General features: G+C 74.7%; 16 protein-coding genes and 1 pseudogene. 11 read left to right on the top strand and 6 right to left on the bottom strand.

Annotated features, from left to right (window positions below):
• Nucleotides 1-264 precede the first annotated feature (264 nt).
• Nucleotides 265-561: an STAS domain-containing protein gene (locus tag ACH4F6_RS06655; protein WP_397958772.1), complete on the bottom strand. Its 297-nt coding sequence runs from the start codon at nucleotides 559-561 to the stop codon at nucleotides 265-267.
• Nucleotides 561-4,721, bottom strand: coding sequence for a SpoIIE family protein phosphatase (locus tag ACH4F6_RS06650; protein ID WP_397958771.1), 4,161 nt, complete (start codon nucleotides 4,719-4,721; stop codon nucleotides 561-563). The genes ACH4F6_RS06655 and ACH4F6_RS06650 overlap by 1 nt, the downstream gene beginning before the upstream one ends.
• A gap of 213 nt (nucleotides 4,722-4,934) precedes the next feature.
• On the opposite strand from ACH4F6_RS06650, the gene ACH4F6_RS06645 reads away from it, so the two are divergent.
• From ACH4F6_RS06645 to ACH4F6_RS06630, 4 genes are all read left to right on the top strand, one after another.
• Nucleotides 4,935-6,308: a PP2C family protein-serine/threonine phosphatase gene (locus ACH4F6_RS06645; protein ID WP_397958770.1), complete on the top strand. Its 1,374-nt coding sequence runs from the start codon at nucleotides 4,935-4,937 to the stop codon at nucleotides 6,306-6,308.
• Nucleotides 6,305-6,664 (top strand): STAS domain-containing protein, encoded by a 360-nt coding sequence (locus ACH4F6_RS06640; RefSeq protein ID WP_397958769.1) that lies wholly within the window; start codon nucleotides 6,305-6,307, stop codon nucleotides 6,662-6,664. The genes ACH4F6_RS06645 and ACH4F6_RS06640 overlap by 4 nt, the downstream gene beginning before the upstream one ends.
• A gap of 196 nt (nucleotides 6,665-6,860) precedes the next feature.
• Nucleotides 6,861-7,715, top strand: a complete 855-nt coding sequence (locus ACH4F6_RS06635) for an MEDS domain-containing protein (protein ID WP_397958768.1) — start codon at nucleotides 6,861-6,863, stop codon at nucleotides 7,713-7,715.
• Nucleotides 7,712-8,683, top strand: a complete 972-nt coding sequence (locus ACH4F6_RS06630) for an anti-sigma factor RsbA family regulatory protein (RefSeq protein ID WP_397958767.1) — start codon at nucleotides 7,712-7,714, stop codon at nucleotides 8,681-8,683. Before ACH4F6_RS06635 ends, ACH4F6_RS06630 begins: the two co-directional genes overlap by 4 nt.
• 33 nt (nucleotides 8,684-8,716) lie before the next feature.
• On the opposite strand, the pseudogene ACH4F6_RS06625 reads toward ACH4F6_RS06630, so the two are convergent.
• From ACH4F6_RS06625 to ACH4F6_RS06610, 4 genes and pseudogenes are all read right to left on the bottom strand, one after another.
• A pseudogene (locus ACH4F6_RS06625) lies at nucleotides 8,717-8,863 on the bottom strand (winged helix-turn-helix transcriptional regulator); the annotation flags it as partial.
• A gap of 156 nt (nucleotides 8,864-9,019) precedes the next feature.
• Nucleotides 9,020-9,826 (bottom strand): SDR family NAD(P)-dependent oxidoreductase, encoded by an 807-nt coding sequence (locus tag ACH4F6_RS06620; protein WP_397958766.1) that lies wholly within the window; start codon nucleotides 9,824-9,826, stop codon nucleotides 9,020-9,022.
• 284 nt (nucleotides 9,827-10,110) lie between these two features.
• Nucleotides 10,111-11,184: a FecCD family ABC transporter permease gene (locus ACH4F6_RS06615; protein WP_397958765.1), complete on the bottom strand. Its 1,074-nt coding sequence runs from the start codon at nucleotides 11,182-11,184 to the stop codon at nucleotides 10,111-10,113.
• Nucleotides 11,181-12,233: a FecCD family ABC transporter permease gene (locus tag ACH4F6_RS06610; protein WP_397958764.1), complete on the bottom strand. Its 1,053-nt coding sequence runs from the start codon at nucleotides 12,231-12,233 to the stop codon at nucleotides 11,181-11,183. The genes ACH4F6_RS06615 and ACH4F6_RS06610 overlap by 4 nt, the downstream gene beginning before the upstream one ends.
• 498 nt (nucleotides 12,234-12,731) lie before the next feature.
• Here ACH4F6_RS06610 and ACH4F6_RS06605 point away from each other — a divergent pair, with 498 nt between their 5' ends.
• From ACH4F6_RS06605 to ACH4F6_RS06575, 7 genes are read left to right on the top strand one after another with little or no spacing between them, the layout of a single operon-like run.
• Nucleotides 12,732-13,706 (top strand): ABC transporter substrate-binding protein, encoded by a 975-nt coding sequence (locus tag ACH4F6_RS06605; protein ID WP_397958763.1) that lies wholly within the window; start codon nucleotides 12,732-12,734, stop codon nucleotides 13,704-13,706.
• Nucleotides 13,703-14,485 carry a 2,3-dihydro-2,3-dihydroxybenzoate dehydrogenase gene (locus tag ACH4F6_RS06600; protein WP_397958762.1) on the top strand — a complete coding sequence of 261 codons (783 nt, stop codon included), beginning with the start codon at nucleotides 13,703-13,705 and terminating at the stop codon, nucleotides 14,483-14,485. The genes ACH4F6_RS06605 and ACH4F6_RS06600 overlap by 4 nt, the downstream gene beginning before the upstream one ends.
• A 40-nt stretch (nucleotides 14,486-14,525) precedes the next feature.
• Nucleotides 14,526-15,719, top strand: coding sequence for an isochorismate synthase (locus ACH4F6_RS06595; RefSeq protein WP_397958761.1), 1,194 nt, complete (start codon nucleotides 14,526-14,528; stop codon nucleotides 15,717-15,719).
• The gene (locus tag ACH4F6_RS06590) at nucleotides 15,716-17,356 is read left to right on the top strand and encodes a (2,3-dihydroxybenzoyl)adenylate synthase (protein ID WP_397958760.1); all 1,641 of its coding nucleotides are present in this window, start codon (nucleotides 15,716-15,718) and stop codon (nucleotides 17,354-17,356) included. Before ACH4F6_RS06595 ends, ACH4F6_RS06590 begins: the two co-directional genes overlap by 4 nt.
• A 14-nt stretch (nucleotides 17,357-17,370) precedes the next feature.
• Nucleotides 17,371-18,003: an isochorismatase family protein gene (locus ACH4F6_RS06585; protein WP_397958759.1), complete on the top strand. Its 633-nt coding sequence runs from the start codon at nucleotides 17,371-17,373 to the stop codon at nucleotides 18,001-18,003.
• 3 nt (nucleotides 18,004-18,006) lie between these two features.
• Nucleotides 18,007-18,234, top strand: coding sequence for a phosphopantetheine-binding protein (locus tag ACH4F6_RS06580; protein ID WP_397958758.1), 228 nt, complete (start codon nucleotides 18,007-18,009; stop codon nucleotides 18,232-18,234).
• Nucleotides 18,231-22,085, top strand: coding sequence for an amino acid adenylation domain-containing protein (locus ACH4F6_RS06575; RefSeq protein WP_397958757.1), 3,855 nt, complete (start codon nucleotides 18,231-18,233; stop codon nucleotides 22,083-22,085). The genes ACH4F6_RS06580 and ACH4F6_RS06575 overlap by 4 nt, the downstream gene beginning before the upstream one ends.
• Nucleotides 22,086-22,089 lie beyond the last annotated feature (4 nt).

Genomic DNA, 22,089 nt, shown 5'->3' with positions numbered 1-22,089 from the left:
AACGAGATCATCACCGGTCTCATCGGCGTCGTCCTGATCGGCTGGTCCTTCTGGTCCTCCGTCCGCCGCAACCGCGCCCTGGCCGCGGCCGAGGGGGACGGCGAGGTGCACGTCGGCACGGTGCGGGCCCCGAGGTGAACGGAGGGGCTCCGGCCGGGGGGCGGTCGGACGCCCCTCCCGCCCGGCGATCCGGGCCATGACCCGGTCGGACGTCGCCCGCCGGCGGGCGGGGACCACGCCGTGGCTCCGGGCCGGGAAGCGCCGTCAGGCGGTGTCCAGGCCGTGCACGGTGGTCAGGCCGGCGAGTCCGGAGACTTCCAGTACGGGTGCCAGGAGCGGGGTGGCGATCAGCTCGATGCGGTCGACGTGGCGGAAGAGGATGCTCAGACCGGCGCTGTCGAGGTACTCGATCCCGGTCAGATCGATGACGAGCGGGCCCTCCGTGGTCTCGATCGCGGCGGCGAACGCGTCGGTGTTGCTCATGTCGATCTCACCGATGGCGGTCAACTGGGTGACACCGTCGGGCCGTCGACTGGGAGTCAAGGTCAGGAGCGTGGTCATCAGGCGATCCTCGTGTGCATGTCGACGGTGGTACCGGCAACGCCGGAGGTGATGGTGACCTGGTGCATCAGCGCCCGCATCAGTGCCACGCCGCGGCCGCGGTGGGTGTTGGCCTCGGGCTGGGGCGTCTTCCAGCGGCCGGTGTCGGCGACGGTGAGGCGCAGGTCGTCGACCAGCGCCTCGGCGCGGAGCCGGACCGTGTCGCCGGGGGCGTCCCGGTGGCCGTGCTCGATGGCGTTGGCGCAGGCCTCCCCCGCTGCCACCAGGACGTTCTGGACGGTGTGCGGGGGGAGCTCGCACTGGGCGAGCCAGCTGCGCAGGGCCTTGCGGACCGGTGCCAGCTGCGCGGACTCGGCGGGGAAGGACACGTCCAGCGGCGCCGGGTGCCGGTACAGCAGGAGCGCCACGTCGTCGTCGTAGCCGCCGGCGGGCGCCAGCTGCGTCATGACCTGGGTGGCGAGGTCGTCGACCGCGACGTCGCGGCCGGCCTGGACGGCTTCGCCGGCCTGGTCGATGCCGGCCGTCAGAGGACGGCGCCGGCGTTCCACGAGGCCGTCCGTGTACAGCAGGAGGGTGGCACGGGCGGGCACGGTGCAGGTGCCTTCGGGACGGTTCCGGCCGGGGCGCACGGCCAGCGGCACGGAGCGTCCCTCGTCGAGGAGGACGGTGGTGCCGTCGGGGTGGGTGAGGATGCCCGGCGGGTGTCCGGCGCTGGAGTAGGTGAGGTTGCCGGTGTCCGGGTCGAGGACGCCGCAGAACACGGTGGTGCACAGGGCGCCGGGGACGCCGGCGGCGAAGTGGTCCAGCGCCATCAGGGTCTGTGCGGGGCTGGAGTCCTGGAGCAGCAGGGCGCGGCAGGCACTGCGCAGCTGGCCCATGACGGTGGCGGCTTCGAGACCGCGTCCGACGCAGTCGCCGACGACGATGCCGATGCGCCCGTCCTGGAGCCGGACGGTGTCGTACCAGTCGCCGCCGACCTCCAGGGGGCGGGTGGCGGGTTCGTAGCGGACGGCGAAGCCGGCGGGGAGGTCGGCCGGACCGAGGATGGAGCGTTGCAGGGCGAGGGCCGTCTCGCGCTGCTGGTCGATCTGATGGGCGCGGGACAGACCCTGGGCGAGTTGTCCGGCCAGGAGGGACAGCAGCAGCTGGTCCTCGCCGGTGAAGGGCCGGTGGTCACCGAGATCGATCCACACCACCATGGTTCCTTCCGGGTGGCTGACCGTGATGCCCGCTCCGGTGGCGTCGTCGACGGGCGTCAGCAGGGGCTGCTCCAGCCAGGCGGACAGCTGCTCCCGGCGCTCGGCGGGCAGGTCCCGCCAGCGCAGACCGGCATCGGTCGCCGTCACCGACACGTCCTGGTCGGCGGTCGCGACGGCGGCCAGCACGCACTCGGCCCGCCACAGGTTCTTCAGCTCCTTCAGGGAGCCTTCGAGGGCCTCCGTCAGGCTGGTCGCCTGGGTCAGCTGCATGCTCAGAGCGGCCTGGGCGCTCTTGCGCTGGACGGCGTAGTGCTCGGCGGTGACGTCACGGAAGGTCCCGACGGTCACCCGGCGCCCGGTGTCCGGGTCCTGTGCCTGGTTGAAACTGGCCGTCACCCACAGCCGGTGCCCGTCCCGGTGCGTCACGGGGATGGTGTAGGACCCCTTGGGGTCGTTCAACACCTGCGAGAAGGCGTCCTCGACCTCGCGGTGCGCGTCGGGGTCGGTCTCGGCGTCCGGCCACCAGGGGTGGACCGGCCGGTAGGGGAGACCCTCGGGGCCGAAGCCGAGGATGTCGGTGAAGGCCGCGTTGATCTCGACGACGGCACCCTCCTCGTCGCAGACGAAGAACGCCTCCTGCAGGGAGTCCACCAGCGCCTTGCGCCAGCGCGCCTGGTGGTTGCGCAGCCGCGCCAGCTCGACGTTGGCCCTCACCCGGGCCAGCAGTTCGGCCGCGGTGAACGGCTTGACGAGATAGTCGTCGGCGCCGGCCTGCAGGCCCTCGATGGAGGCCTCCTGCCCGGCCCGGGCGGACAGCAGCACCACCGGCACCGACGTGGTCCGCGGATCGGTGCGCAGCGCCGTCACGAGACCGAGCCCGTCCAGGCCCGGCATCATCACGTCGCTGATCACCAGGTCGGGAGCGTCGGCGCGGGCCGCCCGCAACGCCGCCAGGCCGTCCTCGACGGTGCGCACCTGGTATCCGGCGCCGTCCAGGAGCCGCGTGAGGTATTCGCGCATGTCGGCGTTGTCGTCGGCGACGAGCACACGCGCCGGGACCGCGGGTGCGGTGGCGTAGCCCGACGGGTCGGCCGCCGTCACCGTCGTGCGCGCGTCCGCGGTGACCTCGTCCGGCAGCCAGCGCAGCGCCTCCTGCACGTAGGGGTCCGCGGTCAGCGCCCCACGGCCGTCCTCGGCCGGTGCGAGGGCGTCGGGGGGCAGGTGGGACGCGCCGAACGGCAGACGGACGGTGAAGCGGGTGCCCTCGCCCTCGGCGCTGTCGGCGGTGATCGTGCCGCCGTGCAGGCCGACCAGTTCCTTGACCAGGGCCAGCCCGATGCCACTGCCCTCGTTGGAGCGGGAGCGGGCGTTCTCGATGCGGTGGAACCGCTCGAACAGCCGCGGCATCTCCTCCCGGGCCACCCCGATGCCGGTGTCGGCGACGGTGACGACGGCGTGCGCGTCCCCGGCCCGTACGGTGACGCCGATCGAGCCCTCGAAGGTGAACTTCAGCGCGTTGCTCAGCAGGTTCAGGATCACCTTCTCCCACATGCCGCGGTCGACGTACACCGGCTCGGGGAGCCGGTCGCAGTCGATGCGGAAGTCCAGGCCGGCCTTGTCGACGGCGGACCGGAACACGCTGGCCAGGTCGGCGGTGACCTGGGGCAGGTCGACCGGCTCGTAACGGGCCTGCATCCGGCCGGCCTCGATGCGGGAGAAGTCCAGCAGGGAGTTGACCAGCTTGCCCAGCCGCAGCCCGTTGCGGTGGACGACCTCCAGTTCCTCCCGCACCTGGGCGTCGGCGTCCGCCAGCCGGGAGCGCAGTTCCTCCACCGGCCCCATGATCAGCGTCAGGGGGGTGCGGAACTCGTGGCTGATGTTCGAGAAGAAGGCGGTCTTGGCCCGGTCCAGTTCCGCGAGCTCCTCGGCCCGCCGCTGCTGCGCCTCGTAGCTGCGGGCGCTGGCGATCCCCGCCGCGAGGTGACCGGCGGTGAGTTCGAGGAAGCCGCGGTAGGAGTCGTCCAGGACCCGGTACCGGTTCAGGCCGGCCACCAGGAATCCGTAGGGGGCTGCGCCCTGCTGCAGCAGCGGCAGCACCAGCGCCTGGGAGGGCGGCTGCGGCCAGTCACCGGCCGGCAGGAGACCGGCGAACGGGGTGTCGTCGAGCGGCACCAGCACGGGCTCACCGTGCGCCGGCGACGCCACGGGCCACGCGCCGGATCCGTCGGACGGCAGGGTCCCGGGGGCGGCCGGGTGGCCCGCGGCCAGTCCGGTGGCGTCCGCCAGGCGGGCGGTGCCGTCGCTCTCCAGGAGGTAGGTCAGCGTGAAGGGCAGGTCGCGCTTGTTCCGGGCCAGCTGCTGGTGGGCGAAGGCGAGCCATTCCTGCTCGGTGCGGACCACGCTGGGGTCGGAGCCGAGGTCGCGCAGGGTCGCCATCCGGCGTCCGCCGATGACGCGCTCGGTGTCCTCGCTGACCACGCACAGCATGCCGACCACCGCACCGGAGTCGTCGCGCAGCGGACTGTAGCTGAAGGTGTGGTAGCTCTCCTCCGGGTAGCCGGACCGTTCCAGGAACAGCAGCAGCCCCTCGTCCCAGGTCGCCTCCCCCGTGGTCATCACGGTGTCGATCCGGGGGCCGATGTCCTCCCAGATCTCCGCCCACACCTCACTGGCCGGCCGTCCCAGCGCCCACGGGTACTTGGCGCCCAGGGTGTCGCGCCGGTAGGCGGCGTTGCAGAAGAACGTCAGCTCCGGGCCCCACGCCATCCACATCGAGAACCGGGACGACAGCAGGATGCTCACCGCGGTCCGCAGGCTCTGCGGCCACTGCTGCGGCGGACCCAGCGGAGTCGCCGACCAGTCCACCCGGGCGAGGTCCGGACCGACCTCCTCGTCGACGGTGAACACGCCTGCCCCGGGCACTGCCACGATCTCGTGCGCAGCGTCTTCCGAACGCCCCACTGGACACCCTTTCCCTCGCACCGCCCGAGCGGGCAGTCGCATCGACGGCCCCGGCCGGCCGACCCCGTCCCACCCCGCCGAGCGCCCGCACCGTCCGAGAACAACACCGGGAAGGACACCTGGACCGTCCCCCGTCACTGCCGCTGTCGGCCCGTCGGACCCGGGGGACCGCCCGCCACTCGCGACGACTTCGTAGGATAAGCCAGTCGCCGGGTGCCTACCGACCCGCGGACGAAGAGCGAGACCGAGAACGACGGACAGGCGGAGACGATGACGGTGAGCCCCGTGCGGACCGCCCCGGCGATACCGGTCGCCGAGGAGACGCGGCTGGCCGCCGTCCGTCGCTACCGGATACTGGACACGCCGCCCGACGGCGCCTTCGACCGGATCGCGTCCCTGGCCGCGCGCCTCTTCGACGCGCCCATGGCCACCGTGGCGATCGTCGACACCGACCGGGTGTGGTTCAAAGCCGCCCACGGCCTCGGCGGTGTCACCGAGATCGACCGCGAACCGGCCCTGTGCGCCTCCGCCATCCTCCACGGCGAGCCCTACGTGGTGAAGGACGCCGACGCCGACGCGCGCGCGCTCGCCGACCCCCTGGTCCGGGGGGAGTCGGGGGTCCGTTTCTACGCCGCCGCACCGATCACCACGGCCGACGGACAGCGACTGGGCACCGTCGACGTCCTGGACACCCGCCCCCGCGAACCCACCGACGACCAGCTCGAGTCCTTGCAGGACCTGGCCGCCCTGGTCATGGACGAACTCGAACTGCGGCTGTCGGCCATGCGCACGGTCGCGGCCGAACGCGACCGGCGCGCCGAGGCCGAACGCCTCGCCCGGGTCCTGCAGCGCACCCTGCTGCCGCCCGCCCTGCCCGACGTGCCCGGTCTGCTCGCCGCGGCCGCCTACCACCCGGCCTCCACGGACGAGGTGGGCGGAGACTTCTACGACCTGTTCCCGCTGGACGACGGACGGTGGGCGTTCTTCCTGGGCGACGTGTGCGGCAAGGGCGCGGACGCCGCCGCGCTGACCTCGCTGACCCGCTACACCCTGCGCGCCGCGGCCATCTACGACCCGGACCCGTGCGCCGCGCTGGCCAACCTGGACACCGTCCTCAAGGGCGAGTACCAGGGCAGTGCCCCCCGTTACTGCACCGCGGCCTTCGGCGTCCTGCAGCCCCTGCCCGACGGTTCCCACGCCATCACCCTGGCCGGCGGCGGGCACCCCTCCGCCCTGGCCGTGCGCGCGGACGGTTCCGTGGAGCCGATCTCCACGGCGGGCGGCCAGCTCGTCGGCATGCTGCCCGACCCGCAGTTCGTGCAGACCACCACACGACTGCGGCCCGGCGAGAGCCTCCTGCTGTACACGGACGGCCTCACGGAAGCACGTACCGCCGACGGCACCATGCTCGGTGAGGACGGTCTCACCCGGCGTCTGACCGCCACGGCTCCCCGCACGGCGCACGAACTGCTGCACTCGGTCGAGACGCTGCTGCGGCAGCTGGGCGACGGCGTCAGCGACGACACCGCCTGCCTCGCCCTGTCCGTACCCCCACCCGCCACGTCCCGCATTCAGGAGAATCGGTGATCGAGAACGAGAACCTCCTGGCAGTCACCCCGCGCCAGACCCCCGAAGGACCTCTTGTCCTGGAGGTCAGGGGCGAGCTGGACCACCACACCGCCCAGCTCCTGTCCCGGGCGGTCGACGACGCCCCCTTCGACGACAGCGGCGTGGTCATCGACCTGGCCGGCCTGACCTACTGCGACTCCACGGGCATCACCGTGCTCATCAGCGCCTACCAGAGGTCGCAGGCCACCGGCGCTCCGCTCAGCCTGGCCGGTGTCCGTCCGGACCAGATGCGCGTCTTCGCCGTCGTGGGACTCGACCAGGTCTTCACGTTCCACCCCAGCACCGAGGCCGCCGTCGCGTCCTTGCGGAAGTGACCGGGCGCCGCCCGCTCCGGCTCCTCCGCCCGGTCGGCGACGGACGTATCGTCGGCGCGGCGAGCCGGACAGAGGTTAGACTGCCCGGTACAGACACGTCCGGAGGCGCGGAGAACGCCTCGGTCGGCCGGAGCGGTGGGAGGGGCTGGGGACCGCGGTGCTCACACACGAGCGTACGGAACGACCGGTCCGGGAAGTGGATCACGGTGACCACCTGTGCCTGGCGTTCGCCGATGACGACGAGCAGCGCCGGGTCGTCACCGCTTACCTGTCCGCCGGGCTCGAGCGCGGCGAGCGGGTCATGTACTTCGCCGACCAGAGCGCCCCGGTGGACGTCCTCGGCTGGCTGAGCGCGTCCGGGACCGATCCGGAGCCCGCGTTGAGGAGGGGCCAGCTCGTGGTGACGACGGCCGACGACAGCTACCTGGCAGCCGGTTCGTTCGACGTCGACGGCATGGTGACCGCTCTGCGGCACGAGGTCAGGGACTCGCTGGCAGCCGGCTACACCGGGTTCCGGGTGAGCGGTGAGATGGGCTGGGCACTGCGCGCCGTCCCCGGCGCCGACCAGCTCGGCACGTACGAGACCAAGGTCAACACGGTGTTCGCCGGGCAGAAGGCGTCCGCCGTCTGCCAGTACGACGCCCGGCGCTTCACCGCCGAGCAACTGGACGCCTTCGACCGGTGTCATCCCGGAGCGGTCGAGGCGCAGCCGCTCCACGACGACGGCACCCTCCGACTGGTCCCGTCCTTCCGCGAGGGCCGCCGCACGCTGCGCGTGGCCGGCAGTGTGGACCACCGCACCACCCAGGCGCTCGCCGCGGCCCTGCGGACGGCGCTGACCTGGCCGGGCGACATCCAGGTGGACATGACGGACCTGGAGTTCATCGACCTCGCCGGGGTGCGGGTGCTGGCCCGGTGCGCGGCGCGGCTGGAGCCGGGCCGACGGCTGCACGTGAGGGAACTCGCGCCCCTCCTCTGCCAGGTGATCGGCATGGTCGGCTTCGACGAGACCGCGGCCCTGGTCGTCACCGCGCGGGAGGCCACCGCGTGACGGAGACGCTCACCACGTCCCCACCGCCCTCCGGGAACGACCGCTTCGTCCACCAGGCGCTGATCTACCGGAACGACCACGAGTTCCTCGCCACGACGGTCCCCTTCTGCCGGGAGGGGCTCGACCGGGGAGACACCGTGCTGGCGGTGACCACGCCGGCCAACACGGACCTGTTGCGCCGAGCCCTGGGCGGCGCGTCCGAGCAGGTCGAGTTCGTCGACGCCGCCGAGTGGTACCGCACTCCCGGCCGCACGCTGGGCGCCTACCACCGGTACGTCGACCGGTGCACCGGTACCGGAGGCCGTCCGTGGGTGCGGATCATCGGCGAGCCGGTCTGGACCGGCAGGGACGCGCTGGAGACGGCGGAATGGACCCGTTACGAGTCCGCCGTCAACGTCGCCTTCGCCGGCTGCCCGGCCTGGATCGTGTGCCCGTACGACACCCGGGTCCTGCCCGCAGCCGTCGTGGACGACGCCCGCCGCACGCACCCCGAGACGGCGGTGGGGGCGTCCGCCCTGCCCAGCGAACGGTACGCGGACCCCAGGACCGACGACGGCTGGCGACAGCCGCTCGCGCCCCTGGCCCCGGAGGAGGAGGACGCCGTCATGCGCTTCGGAACCGATCTGTCGGCCGTGCGCGCCGAGGTCGCCGCGTCCGCTGCCCGGCTGGGCCTGTCCGCGGCCGGGACCCAGCGTCTCGTGTTCGCGGTCAACGAGGTGGCCACCAACGCCGTCCAGCACGGTGGAGGCACCGGTCACCTCGTGCTGCGTCGCGCGGGCCGGCGCGTCGTGTGCGACGTCACCAGCAAGGGCAGGAACGACTCCGACTGGTATCTGGGCTACCTCCCGCCCGACCCGCGGCGACAGCAGGGCCACGGCATGTGGGTGGTGCGCCAGCTGTGCGACCTGCTCGAGGTGCACACCGACGAGGACGGCACGACCGTACGCCTCCACATCAGCCTCGTGTGAGGCCGACGGGAGAGGATCCCGCGTCCGGGTGCGTCACGCCCGGGTGATCTCGTCGACGTGTTCCTCCACGTGCGGCGGCACCGCGGGGTGGATCGTCCGGTCCCCGGACCCCTTCTCCTCCGGACGGCGGAGCGTCGACGTGAGCGCCTTGGGGCTGACGCCCTCCAGACGCCGCTGGAACGCCCCGAAGCGGCAAGATCACGCTGACCGGCTTTTGAGCCGGTACGCCCCGGGTGAAGCCGTCCGCCGGGTGACCGGGCGCGCCGGCCCGCCGCGCCTCCGGGGCGTTGCGGGACGGCGGGGTCCCGGGCCCCGGCACGTCGTCGCGCTCACGCCTCACTCCCGGGAGCCGGTGTCCTCGCCGGTTCCCGGTTCCGCCATTCTCCGGTGGGCCGCCGCCTTGGCGCTGTCCGGCAGCACCTTCGCCGCCGCGCCCATCGCCTTGGTCTTCAGAGACCCCGTGACGGCCTTCTCCTCGCCCTTCACGATCGCCGTGAACGCCTGCGCGGCGACCTGGGCGGGGTCGTCCTTCCTCGACGTTCCCATCCGGGTGTCGTCCGCCATCCCCGCCCGGCGGAAGAAGTCCGTCTCCGTCGCTCCCGGCATGAACGAGGTGATCGTCACGCCGGTGTCCCGGACCTCCTCGCTCAGCGCCTCGGCGAAGGACTGCACGAACGACTTCGAGGCGTTGTAGACGGGCTGGAAGGGGCCGGGCATCATCGAGGCGACGGACGAGGTGAAGGCGATCCTGCCCGCGCCGCGCGCCACCATGGCGCGCAGCAACGGCTTCGCCAGACGGACGGTCGCGGTGATGTTCAGATCGATGACGTCCTGGTCGTCGGCGGGGTCGGTGTCCACGAACGCGCCGCCCCGGCCGACTCCCGCGTTGAGGGCGGCGACGTCGACCGTCAGCCCCTCGACCGCGGCGAGCAGCCGTTCCACGCCCTCACGGGTGCGGAGATCGGCGCGTACGGGACGTACCCGCGCACCCGTCTCCCGCAGGCTGCGCGCGGCGGACTCCAGCCGTTCGTCCTCGGCGTTGACCACGAGGTCGTAGCCGTGCTCGGCGAACTGCCGGGCCAGTTCGTATCCGATCCCGCCGGAAGCACCGGTGATCAGGGCGAGGGGCCGTGTGTCAGTCATGCCGGCCGAGTAACCCGCGGGTGGGTCGCCAAGCGCGCCGACGGATTCCCGGCGTCCCGCGGCGGCCGGACATCCGGTCCTTCGCGGGGTGAACCGGAGGCCTCCGCTTCCCGTCGGCGCCGTGGGGACGTACGCGTGTCCGGCCGGCCGGAGCGGCGGTGGCTCCCCCTCCCCGGCCCCGTGCCGCGCCGTCCGCCGGTCCCGAGTCGGCGACGGCGCGAGCCGGCCCCGAAGCGCGCCGCTCCGCGGCACCGGGCGGGCGGTGCCCCGCTCCCGCGGGCGCGTCACAGCCGGCCGCCGCGGCGCTCCCCGTGGAGCAGCCACGCCAGGTAGGCGCCGCCCGCCACGCCGGTGAGCACGCCGACCGGCAGCAGTGCCGAACCGGTCAGCCGCTGGGTGGCCAGGTCGGCGGCGGTCACCAGGAGCGCCCCCGTCCATCCGGCGGGGAGGAGGTGGGGGCCGGTGGCACGGGTCACGCGGCGCGCCAGCTGCGGGGCCGCCATCGCCACGAACGGGATCGGGCCGGCCGCCGCGACGGCCATCGCCGTGAGCCCCGTGCCGGCGCTCAGCAGCACCAGGCGGCTGCGTTCGGGCGGCACCCCGAGCGCGGCGGCGGTGTCGTCGCCCATCTCCAGCAGCGTCAGCCGCCGGGCGTACCCCAGCACGACCGGGAGCAGCACCAGCGGTCCGAGCGCCGCGACGCGGACGTCCGTCCAGTCGCGGGCGTTGAGGGAGCCGATCATCCAGCTCGCCGCCTGGGCCGCCTTGCCGAGGTCCGCGCGGACGTACAGGAAGCCGGTGGCCGCGCCGAGCACGGCGGAGGCGCCGATGCCGACGAGGACCAGCCGGTAGCCGTGCACGCCCCGCCGCCAGGCCAGCAGGTACACGGCGGCGGCGGCGGCGAGGCCTCCGCAGACCGCGCCGGCCGCCGTCTGCGGGGCGCCCGCGTCGAGGAGGATGATCGCGACCAGCGCTCCGGCCGAGGCGCCGTTGCCGAAGCCGATGACGTCCGGGCTGCCGAGCGGGTTGCGGGTCAGCGACTGGAACACCGCGCCCGCCGTGCCCATCCCGAAGCCGGCCAGCGCGGCCACCAGGGCGCGCGGCAGGCGCAGGTCGAGCACCACGAAGCCGGCGCCCGGCGGGCCGTTCCCGGCGAGCGTGCGCACCACCTCGGCCGGGGACAGGGCGTAGGTCCCGGTGCCGAGGGCGAGCACCACGGCGAGGGCCGTCAGGAGGGCGATCGCCGTGCACACCAGCAGGGCGCGGGTGTCGTAGCGCAGCGACCAGCGGCCGGTGCGCAGCAGGCCGTGCCGCGTCCCGGGCCGGGGCCGCGTCCCCCGGTGCCGCACGAGGCTCACAGCTGGGCCACCTTCCGCTGCCGTACCAGGTGGATGAAGAGGAGACCGCCGAGGAAGGCGCTGACGGTGCCGACCTCGATCTCCGACGGCGGCGCGGCGATCCGGCCGATCACGTCGGAGACGAGCAGCAGCACCGGCGCGTACAGCGCGCAGAACGGCATGAGCCGGCGCGGGTCGGGTCCGCAGAACGCCCGGGCGGCGTGCGGCACCATCAGGCCGACGAAGCCGATCGGCCCGCACAGGGCGGTCGCCCCGCCGCACAGCAGGGCGATCGAGACCACCGAGAGCACCCGCACGCGCCGGACCCGGGTGCCGAGGGCGCGTGCGTGGTCGTCGCCGAGGGCGACGGCCCCGAGCGGGCGGGCCAGGGCGAAGGCGAGCAGGGCGCCGGCCGCCAGCAGCGGCGCCACGGCGAGCAGCAGGGACGCGTCGCGTCGGGCGAGGGTCCCCACGGACCAGTGGCGCATCTCGTCGAGGGTGCTCAGGTGCCGGAGCTGGAGCCCGTTGACGTAGCCGAACAGGGCCGCGTTGACGGCGGTTCCGGCCAGGGCGAGCCGGACCGGCGTGGCGCGGCGGCCGCCGCCCAGGGCCTGGACCCCGGTGGCGGCGAGGGCGGCGCCGGCGAGCGCGAACCACAGGTATCCGGTGAACGAGGTGATGCCGAGGACGCCGATCGCGGTGACGACCGCGGCCGAGGCGCCCGCGTTCACGCCGAGCAGTCCGGGATCGGCCAGCGGGTTGCGGGTCAGCGTCTGCATGACGGCGCCGCCGAGGCCGAGGGCCGCGCCCACGGCGGCGCCGATGAGGGTGCGGGGCAGCCGCAGTTCCCGGACGATCGCGTCGTTCTCGGTCCCGGCCGGGGTGAACAGGGCCGACCAGACCTCGTGGAGGGGGATCCGCTGGGTGCCGACGGCCAGGGACAGGGCCACTGCCGCCACCAGCAGGAACAGGCCGAGCAGCAGGCCCGCCGAGCGGGTGGCGGTCCGGCGGCGGGGCCGGTCCGCGGGACGGGTTCCGTCCGGTGGCGCCGGGAGCGTCGCGGCGCTCACGAGACGGCCGTCGCGGCGGGGCCGCATCCGCGAACAGGCGCCGAACGGCTCAGGTGTGGTGCAAGCATTCCGATGGACATGTGCTTAGCTTAGGCTAACCTAACTAGCGCTGTTGACGATTTCGTCGACAGCACAGGGGCACGCCTGCCCTCCGACCAGCGGTTGACGGAGAATCCGATGACCCTCCTCCCCCCTGCCCGACGGTCCGTCACCGCCGCTCCGGGCGACGTCCGCCCGGTCCGGATCACCGGTCCGCGCGTCGCACGTCCGCCGGACGAGGGCGGAGGGGCCGGCGCCCCGTCCCGGCCGTGGGCCCGGCGGCGTGGCCTGTGGGCCGGTCCGCCTGCCGGGCGGCCCCGGCCGCCGGGTCCCGGACCGGCGGACCGCGCCGGGTCCGCGGGTCCGGCACGGTCGGCCCGGGATCCCCCCGCCGCCCGGTGATCCCTCCCTTCTCCGCCCCCGTCCCCTTCCCGACCCGATCCGAGGAGTCCCCCTCACATGTCCCCCGTACGCGCCTCCCGCAGAACCGTCCTGACGTCCGCCGCAGCCGTCGTGGCGGGAGCGCTGCTCCTGACCGGCTGCGATGACGGCGGCGGCGACGGGGCGGGCGGCAAGGCGTCCGGCACCCGCCGGATCACGGATGCCACGGGCCGCGAGGTCGACGTGCCGGCCGCCCCGAAGAAGGTCGTCGCGCTGAGCGAGCCGACGCTGGACGCCGCTCTCGCCCTCGGCGTCGAGCCGGTCGGCACCACCGCGGGACGCGGCCAGCAGGGCGTGTCCGCCTACCTGGCCGGCAGGGCGGGCGAGGCGCAGGTCGTCGCCACCGTCGCCGAGGCCGACATGGAGAAGGTGGCCGCGCTCCGGCCCGACCTGATCCTGCTCGACGAGACCACGGCGGTGAAGGGCGAGGTCGCCACCCTGGAGTCCATCGCCCCGACCGTCGTCACCGCGAAGCTGAACGAGGACTGGAAGAAGGCGTTCACGGCCACCGCCGACGCGCTGAACCAGAAGGCGCGGGCCGAGAAGCTCCTCACCGGCTTCGACGCCGACGTGGCCGCGGTCAAGGGGAAGCTGGGCGACAACGCCGGGGCGGTCGTCAGCGTGATCCGCTGGCAGAACAAGGCGCCCTCCGTCGTCGGCCGCGGCGTGGGCCACGTGGGCTCCACCCTGACCGCCCTGGGCCTGGACCGGCCGAAGGACCAGCAGGGCGTCGGCACCGGCCACAGCGAGCCGGTCAGCCTGGAGAAGCTGTCCACCGTCGACGGCGACTGGCTGTTCCTCGGCACCCTCGGCGACGAGGCCGACGGGCAGAAGGCGTACGCCGAGGCGAAGAAGGTGCCCAACTTCGGTCGGCTGAAGGCCGAGCGGGCCGGGCACGTCGTGGTGGTGCAGGGCTCCGCCTGGAACAGCGCCGGCGGTCCGCTCGCCGCGCGGATCGTGCTGGACGACCTGACGAAGGCCCTCGCCTCATGACCGCCGGACTGCGCGGCAGGCTCGCCCTCGTGACGGGGGCGGGCCGGGGCATCGGCGCGGCGGTCGTCACGGCGCTCGTCGAGGAGGGCGCCCGCGTCGTCGCCACCGACCTCGCGGCCGACGGCGTCCAGGCGCTCGCCGGCCGGCACGGGGACCGGGTGACCGCGCGCCCCCTCGACGTCACCGACGCCACCGCCGTCCAGGCCCTGGTGGACGAGGTGGAGGACGGTCTCGGGCCGCTGGACGTCGCGGTCAACGTCGCCGGGATCCTGCGTTCCTCGGACGTCGTGGACCTGACCGACGAGGACTGGGCCGCCACGTTCGCGGTCAACGCCACCGGCGTGTTCCACGTCTCGCGCGCCGTCGCCCGCCGCATGGCCGGCCGCGGGAGCGGCTGCGTCGTCACCGTCGCCTCCAACGCGGCCGGCGTCCCCCGCGCGGGCCTGGCCGCGTACGCCGCGTCCAAGGCCGCCGCCGTGATGTTCACCAAGTGCCTGGGCCTGGAGATGGCCGGGCGGGGCGTGCGCTGCAACACCGTCTCCCCCGGCTCCACGCTCACCGACATGCAGCGCGCCCTGTGGACGGCCGGCGACGAGACGGCCGCCGCCCGGCGCGTGATCGACGGGGACCTCGCGACGTACCGCACGGGCATCCCGCTCGGCCGGATCGCCGAGCCCGCCGACATCGCCGACGCGGTGGTCTTCCTGGCCTCCGACCGCGCCCGGCACATCACGATGCACGACCTGTACGTCGACGGCGGCGCCACCCTGCGGGCCTGATCCCGTCCCCGGTCCACGTCCTCCCCCACTGGAGACAGCCATGTCCCTCTCCCTCGACGAACCCGCCGCCACGGCGGTCTCCCCCGGCGCGGCGACCGCCCTGCTGGAGGCCTACCGCCCCACCGGCGACCGCTTCCTCGCCTCCCCGCACCGGACCCTGCTCGGGCGCGGCACCGCGGCCGAGATACCCCACGACGCGCGGCCGCCCGCCCGGCGCGTGCGGGAGGTGCTGGGCGCGCTGCGCCGCCCGGGCGCCCCGGCGCCGGTGGTCGTGGGGGCGCTGCCCTTCGCCCCGGACGCGCCGTCCGCGCTGGCCGTCCCCGACGAGGTGCGCTGGGCCCCGCCGCTGCGCGAGGACCCGCTGATCGCCCTGCCCGTGCCGCACGACGGCGACCGGTCCGGCTGGCGGGTGCGGGAGGTGCCGGCGCCGGAGCGGTACGGCGAGGCGGTGGCCGCCGCGGTCGCGCGGATGCGGGCCGGGGAGTTCGACAAGGTCGTCCTCGCCCGCACGCTGGAGCTGACGTCGCACCGCGAGCCGGACCTGCCGGTCATGCTGCGCCGCCTGGCCCGCCGCGACCCGGCCGGCTACACCTTCGCCGTGCCCAGCGGCCCGGGCCGCACGCTGATCGGCGCCAGCCCCGAACTGCTCGTGGCCCGGCGCGGCGGCCGGCTGACGGCCAACCCGCTGGCCGGGTCGGCGCCGCGCAGCGCCGACCTCGCCGAGGACGTCCGGCGCGCGGCCGCGCTCCTGGAGTCCGAGAAGGACCTGCACGAGCACGCCGTCGTCGTGGCCGCCGTACGCGAGGCGCTCGCCCCGCTGTGCCGCTCGCTGGAGGTGCCCGAGCGGCCCACGCTGGTGCGCACCGCCGCCCTGTGGCACCTGTCCACCACGGTCGCCGGCGAGGTCGCCGACCCGGACGTCACCGCGCTCGACCTGGCCTCGGCGCTGCACCCCACGCCCGCGGTGTGCGGCACGCCGACCGACGTGGCCCGCGCCGTGATCGCCGAGTCGGAACCCTTCGACCGCGGCCCGTACACCGGCATGGTCGGCTGGCAGGACGCCGACGGCGACGGCGAGTGGGTCGTGACCATCCGCTGCGCCGAGGCCGAGGCCCGCACCCTGCGGCTGTTCGCCGGCGCCGGGGTCGTGGCCGCGTCCACGCCCGAGGCCGAGACGGCGGAGACGGCCGCCAAGTTCCGCACCTTCCTGCACGCCGTGGGAGCCGCCCTGTGAACGCCCTCGCCCCGGGGGCGGACTTCCCCACCTGGCCCGCGGAGTTCGCCGAGCGCTACCGCGCGGCGGGCCACTGGCGCGGCGAGACGCTCGGCGGCGTGCTGCGCGAGCGCGCCGCCGCCCATCCCGACCGGATCGCCCTGGTCGACCCGGCGCCCGGGCGCCGTACCTGGACGTACCGCCGGCTGGACGAGCGGGCCGACCGGCTGGCCGCCGGTTTCCTGGCGCGCGGCATCGGCAAGGGCGACCGGGTCGTCGTCCAGCTGCCCAACGTCGGCGAGTTCTTCGAGGTGGTCTTCGCGCTGCTGCGCATCGGCGCGCTGCCGGTGTACGCGCTGCCGGCCCACCGGGAGACGGAGATCTCCCACTTCTGCTCCCTCACCGAGGCCGTCGCGTACGTCGTCCCGGACGTGCACGACGGCCACGACCACCGCGTGCTCGCCTCCCGCGTGCGCGAGCGGACGCCCGGCCTGCGGCACGTGTTCGTGGCGGGGGATCCGGGCGGGCACACCGCGCTGGCCGAGGTGCCGTGCGAGCCGTCCGGCCCGTTCGACGGGCCCGCCCCGCACGAGCCGGCCTTCCTCCAGCTGTCGGGCGGGACCACCGGCGTCCCCAAGCTGATCCCGCGCACGCACGACGACTACCTGTACTCGGTGCGGGGTTCCGACGAGATCTGCGGCGTCGACGCGGACACCCGCTTCCTCGTCGTCCTGCCCGCCGCGCACAACTTCCCGGCGAGCTCGCCGGGCTGGCTGGGCACGCTGTACGCCGGGGGCACGGTGGTGCTGTGCCCGAAGCCCGACCCGGTCACCGCGTTCGCGCTGATCGAGCGCGAACGCGTCACGATGACCGGGCTGGTCCCGCCGCTCGCCCTGGTGTGGACGCGGGCCGCGCCGGAGACCGGGCACGACCTGTCCAGCCTGGAGCTGGTCCTCGTCGGCGGCGCCAAGTTCAGCGAGCGGGCGGCGCGCAGGCTGGAGCCCGCGCTGGGCTGCCGGCTGATGCAGGTCTTCGGGATGGCCGAGGGCCTGGTCGCCTACACCCGCCTGGACGACGACCCCGAGACCGTGGTCACCACGCAGGGCCGGCCGATCTCCCCCGACGACGAGATCCGCGTCGTCGACGACGCCGGGAAGGACGTCCCCGACGGGGAGTCCGGCCATCTGCTGACCCGCGGCCCGTACACGATCCGCGGCTACTGGCGGGCCCCCGAGCACAACCGCCGGACCTTCACCGAGGACGGCTTCTACCGCACCGGCGACATCGTGCGGCGCACCCCGACCGGGCACCTGGTGGTGGAGGGGCGGGCCAAGGACCAGATCAACCGCGGCGGCGAGAAGATCGCGCCGGAGGAGGTCGAGAACATCCTGCTCGCCCATCCGGCCGTCCACGACGCGTCGGTGGTCGCCGTGCCCGACGAGTACCTCGGCGAGCGCTCCCTCGCCTACGTGATCCTGCGCGAGGGCGCCGAGCCCCTGAAGCCGGCCGCGGTCAGGCGGTTCGTGCGCGAGCACGGCGTCGCCGCCCACAAGGTCCCCGACCTCGTCGAGTTCGTCGACGCCTTCCCGCAGACCGGCGTCGGCAAGGTCAGCAAGAAACACCTGCGGTCCGCCGCCGAGCAGTCCGAGACGCACTGAGAGGCCCCTCCCCCATGGCCCTGCCCGCCATAGCCCCCTATCCGCTCCCGACACCGGACGAGCTCCCCGCGAACCGCGTCACCTGGCGCGTGGACCCGGAGCGCGCCGTGCTGCTCGTGCACGACCTGCAGCAGCACTTCCTGTCCGCCTACCCCGCCGGGGAACAGCCGCTGACCGGCGTGCTCGCCAACACCGCCCGCCTGCTGACGGCGTACCGGCGCCTCGGTGTACCGGTCGTGTACTCCGTCCAGCGCGGCGGCCAGACGCCCGAGGAGCGCGGCCTCCAGCTCGACTTCTGGGGCCCCGGCGCCGCCGACGACCCCGAGGCGCTGGCCGTGCCGGCGGCGGTGGCGCCCGCGGCCGGGGACACGGTGCTCACCAAGTGGAAGTACAGCGCCTTCGTCCGCACCGACCTGGCCGGGCTGCTGCGCGACCGGGGCCGGGACCAGCTGGTGATCACCGGCGTGTACGCGCACATCGGGGTGCTGATGACCGCCGCCGACGCGTGGATGCGGGACGTGCGGGCGTTCGTGGTCGGTGACGCCGTCGCCGACTTCTCCCGCGACGACCACGACCTGGCGCTGCGCTGGGCGGCCGGCCGCTGCGCGGTCGTGACCACCACCGACGCACTCCTCCAGGAGGCCTGAACCATGCCGCTCACCGTGGAGCAGATCCGCAACGACGTCGCCGACTGCCTCGGCGAGGACCCCGCGGACATCCCCGTCGACGAGGACCTCGTCGACCACGGCCTCGACTCCGTGCGCGTCATGGCGCTCCTGGAGGGCTGGCGCCGCGACCACGCCGTCACGGCCGGCTTCGCCGACCTCGCCGAGCGGCCGACCGTCGAGGCCTGGGCGCTCCTGCTGGGGGCCGCATGACCGCCCTGCCCCTGACGGCGGCCCAGTCGGGCATGTGGTACGCACAGGCACTCGACCCGCTCAGCCCCGCGCAGAACACCGCCGAGTGCCTGGAGATCGACGGGCCGCTCGATCCCGGCCTGTTCGCCGCGGCGCTGCGCCGGGTGGCCGCCGAGGCCGACGCGCTGCGCGTCCGCGTCGAGGACACCCCGGACGGGCCCCGCCAGCACCTGCGGCCGCTCGGTGAGCTGCCGCTGACCGTGGACGGGGCGAGCGGCCCGGCGCGGGCCGAGGCGTGGATGCGCGCCGACCTGGCCGAGCCGTTCGACCTGGCGCGCGGGCCGCTGTTCCGGCACGCCCTGTTCCGCGTCGGTGAGGAGCGGTGGCTGTGGTACCAGTGCGTCCACCACCTGGTGATGGACGGGTACGGCTGCTCGCTGCTGGTGCGCCGCACCGCCGAGGTGTACTCGGCGCTCGTCCGCGGTGAGGAACCCGCCCCGCGCGCCTTCGGGAGACTGGCCGACCTCGTCGCGGACGACGCCGCGTACCGGTCGTCGTCCGCCTTCGCCGCCGACCGCGCCCACTGGACCGGGGCGTTCGCCGACCGGCCCGAGCCGCCCCGGCTCGCGGGGCGCGGCGCGCTGCCGTCCCGCACGTTCCGCCGCCGCGGCTCCCCCGTGGCCCCGCGGACCACGCGGCGCCTGAAGGACCTCGCCGCCCGGCTGCGCGCGACCTGGCCGGACGTGCTGGTCGCCGCCCAGGCGCTGTACACCTCCCGGGCCACGGCGCGGACCGAGGTGGTGCTGGGCCTGCCGATGATGGGCCGCATGGGCTCGGCGGCGCTGCGCGTGCCCGGCATGGTGATGAACGTGCTGCCGCTCCGGCTCACCGTCTCCCCCGGCGCGACGTTCGCCGAACTGGTCCGGCAGGTGGTGCTCGGCATCCGCGAGGCGCGCCGCCACCAGCGCTACCGCTACGAGGACATCCGCCGCGACCTGGGCCTGCTGGGGGAGAGCCGGGGACTGGTCGGCCCGCTCGTCAACATCATGCCCTTCGACTACGGCGTGGACTTCGCGGGCGCCCCCGCCCGGGCCCGGAACCTGTCCGCCGGCCCGGTGGACGACCTGACCGTCAACGTCCACGACCGCGCCGACGGCCGCGGCCTGCACATCGACGTCGACGGCAACCCCGCGCTGTACGACGACGCGGACCTCACCGCGCACCAGCAGCGGTTCCTGCACCTGCTGGAGCGCCTCGCCGACGCCGACCCGCAGCTCCCGCTCGCCGCGCACCCGATCGCCACCCCGGCGGAACGGGCCCTGGTCCTCGGCGAGTTCAACGACACGGAGCGGGCGCTGCCGGCGACCACCCTCGTCGGCCCCGTCGAGGCGCAGATCCGCCGCACCCCCGACGCGACCGCCCTGGTGTTCGCGGGGCGCGCCCTGACCTACGCCGAACTCGGCGCCCGGGCCAACCGGCTGGCGTGGCACCTGCAGTCCCTGGGCGCCGGGCCGGGCACGGTGGTGGCGGTGTCGGTGCCGCGCTCGGTGGAGCTGGTCGTGGCGCTGCTCGCCGTGCTGAAGGCGGGGGCGGCCTACCTGCCGCTCGACCCGGACTATCCGGCGCCGCGGCTGGCGTACATGCTCCGGGACGCGGCCCCGGTGTGCGCCGTCGCCGACCGCGCCGACCGCCTCCCGGACGGCGCCGGCACGGAGGTGGTCGTCCTGGACGGGCTCGACGTGTCCGGGTACCCGGGGACCGATCCGGCCCGCGCCCTGACCCCCGCCCACCCGGCGTACGTCATCTACACGTCCGGATCGACGGGCCGCCCCAAGGGCGTGGTCGTGCCGCACCGGGCGATCGACAACCGGCTGCGCTGGATGCAGCACGCGTACGGGCTGACCCCGGCGGACCGGGTGCTGCAGAAGACGCCGTCGTCGTTCGACGTGTCGGTGTGGGAGTTCTTCTGGCCGCTGCGCGAGGGCGCGACGCTGGTCGTCGCCGAGCCGGGCGGCCACAAGGACCCGGTGCGCCTGGCCCGGCTGATCCGCGAACAGGCGGTGACCACCTGCCACTTCGTGCCGTCGATGCTCCGGGTGTTCCTGGCGGAGCCGGGGGCCGCCGGGTGCGCCGGGCCGCTGCGCCGGGTGTTCTGCAGCGGCGAGGCCCTGCCCCGGGAGACCGCGCACGCCTTCGCGCGCACGCTGCCGGACGTCGAGCTGCACAACCTGTACGGGCCGACCGAGGCCGCGGTCGACGTGACGTACCACGCCTGCGACCCGGCGGGCTCGGGCCCGGTGCCGATCGGGCGGCCGGTGTGGAACACCCGCCTGTACGTGCTGGACGCGGGCCTGCAGCCCTGCCCACCCGGTGTGCCGGGCGAGCTGTACCTGGCGGGCGTGCAGCTCGCCGACGGCTACCTGGGCCGGCCGGAGCTGACGGCGTCCCGGTTCGTGCCCGATCCGTTCGGGCCGGCCGGCGCCCGGATGTACCGGACCGGCGACCTGGCGCGCTGGACGCGCGAGGGCGAGGCCGAGTACCTCGGCCGCACCGACCACCAGGTCAAGCTGCGCGGCCAGCGCATCGAACTCGGCGAGATCGAGGCCGCGTTGGCGTCCTGTCCCGGTGTGGACGGCGCCTGCGCGGTGGTGCGGGAGGACCGGCTGGTCGGCTACGTGACCGGCGACGCCGACCCGGCCGTGGTGCGGGCGGCGCTGGCGCGCGAACTGCCGGAGCACATGGTGCCGTCGGCGGTCGTCGCCCTGGAGGCGTTCCCGCTCAGCCCCAACGGCAAGCTGGACCGCCGCGGGCTGCCCGCCCCGGTCTTCGCGGGCGGCACGGCCGGGCGACCCCCGGCGTCCCCCCGCGAGGAGACGCTGACCCGGCTGTTCGCACGGGTATTGGACGTGGAACGGGTCGGTCCCGACGACGCGTTCTTCGACCTGGGGGGCACCTCGCTGCTCGCGGTGCGGCTGGTGGGGCGGATCCGGGAGGAGTTCGGCGCCGAGGTGACGATCGGGGCCCTGTTCGAGGCGCCGACGCCCGCCGCGCTCGCCGCCCGGCTGGAGGCCTCGGCCCCGGTCTCCGAGGCCGCGCTGGACGTCGTCCTGCCGCTGCGCGTCGAGGGCGACCGGCCGCCGCTGTTCGCCGTCCACCCGGCCGGGGGCATCGCCTGGTGCTACGCCGGGCTGGCCGCGCGGCTCGGCCCGCAGCAGCCGGTGTACGGCATCCAGGCCCGTGGCCTGACCGGCGACGAGGCGCTGCCGCGCACGCTGCGGGAGGAGGCGGAGGACTACGCCGGACGCATCCGCGCGATCCGTCCGCACGGCCCGTACCGGCTGGTGGGCTGGTCGGTCGGCGGCGTTCTCGCGCACACCGTGGCGGTGCTGCTCCAGGAGGCCGGCGAGGAGGTCGAACTGCTGGCGCTGCTCGACGCGTTCCCGTCCGAGCAGTGGCGGGACCGCCCCGCGCCCGAGGAGGGCGACGCGCTCACCGCGGTGCTGCGCATGGCCGGCTTCGACCGCACCGGCGAGCGCACCCGCGAGGACGTGCTGGCCACGCTGCGCCGGGCGGGCAGCCCGCTCGCCGGGCTGCCCGGGCGCGCCCTGTCCCGGATCGTCGACATCGTGCCCAACCACGCCCGCATGATGCGCGAGCACGCGCACGGCAGGTACGACGGCGACGTGCTGTTCTTCACGGCCGCCGCCCCGCGCGCCGAGCACTGGCTGACCCGCGAGGCGTGGCGGCCGCACGTGAGCGGCCGCCTCGTCAACCACGACCTGGACTGCACCCACCCGCAGCTGATGCGGGGCCGCCACCTCGACGACGTCGCGGCGGTCCTCGCCGCCCGGCTGAAGGAGCTGGACGCGTGAACCG

Source organism: Streptomyces sp. NPDC017936, assembly GCF_044328485.1.
GTDB lineage: Bacteria > Actinomycetota > Actinomycetes > Streptomycetales > Streptomycetaceae > Streptomyces.
This window is presented reverse-complemented; position numbering and strand designations above follow the sequence as displayed.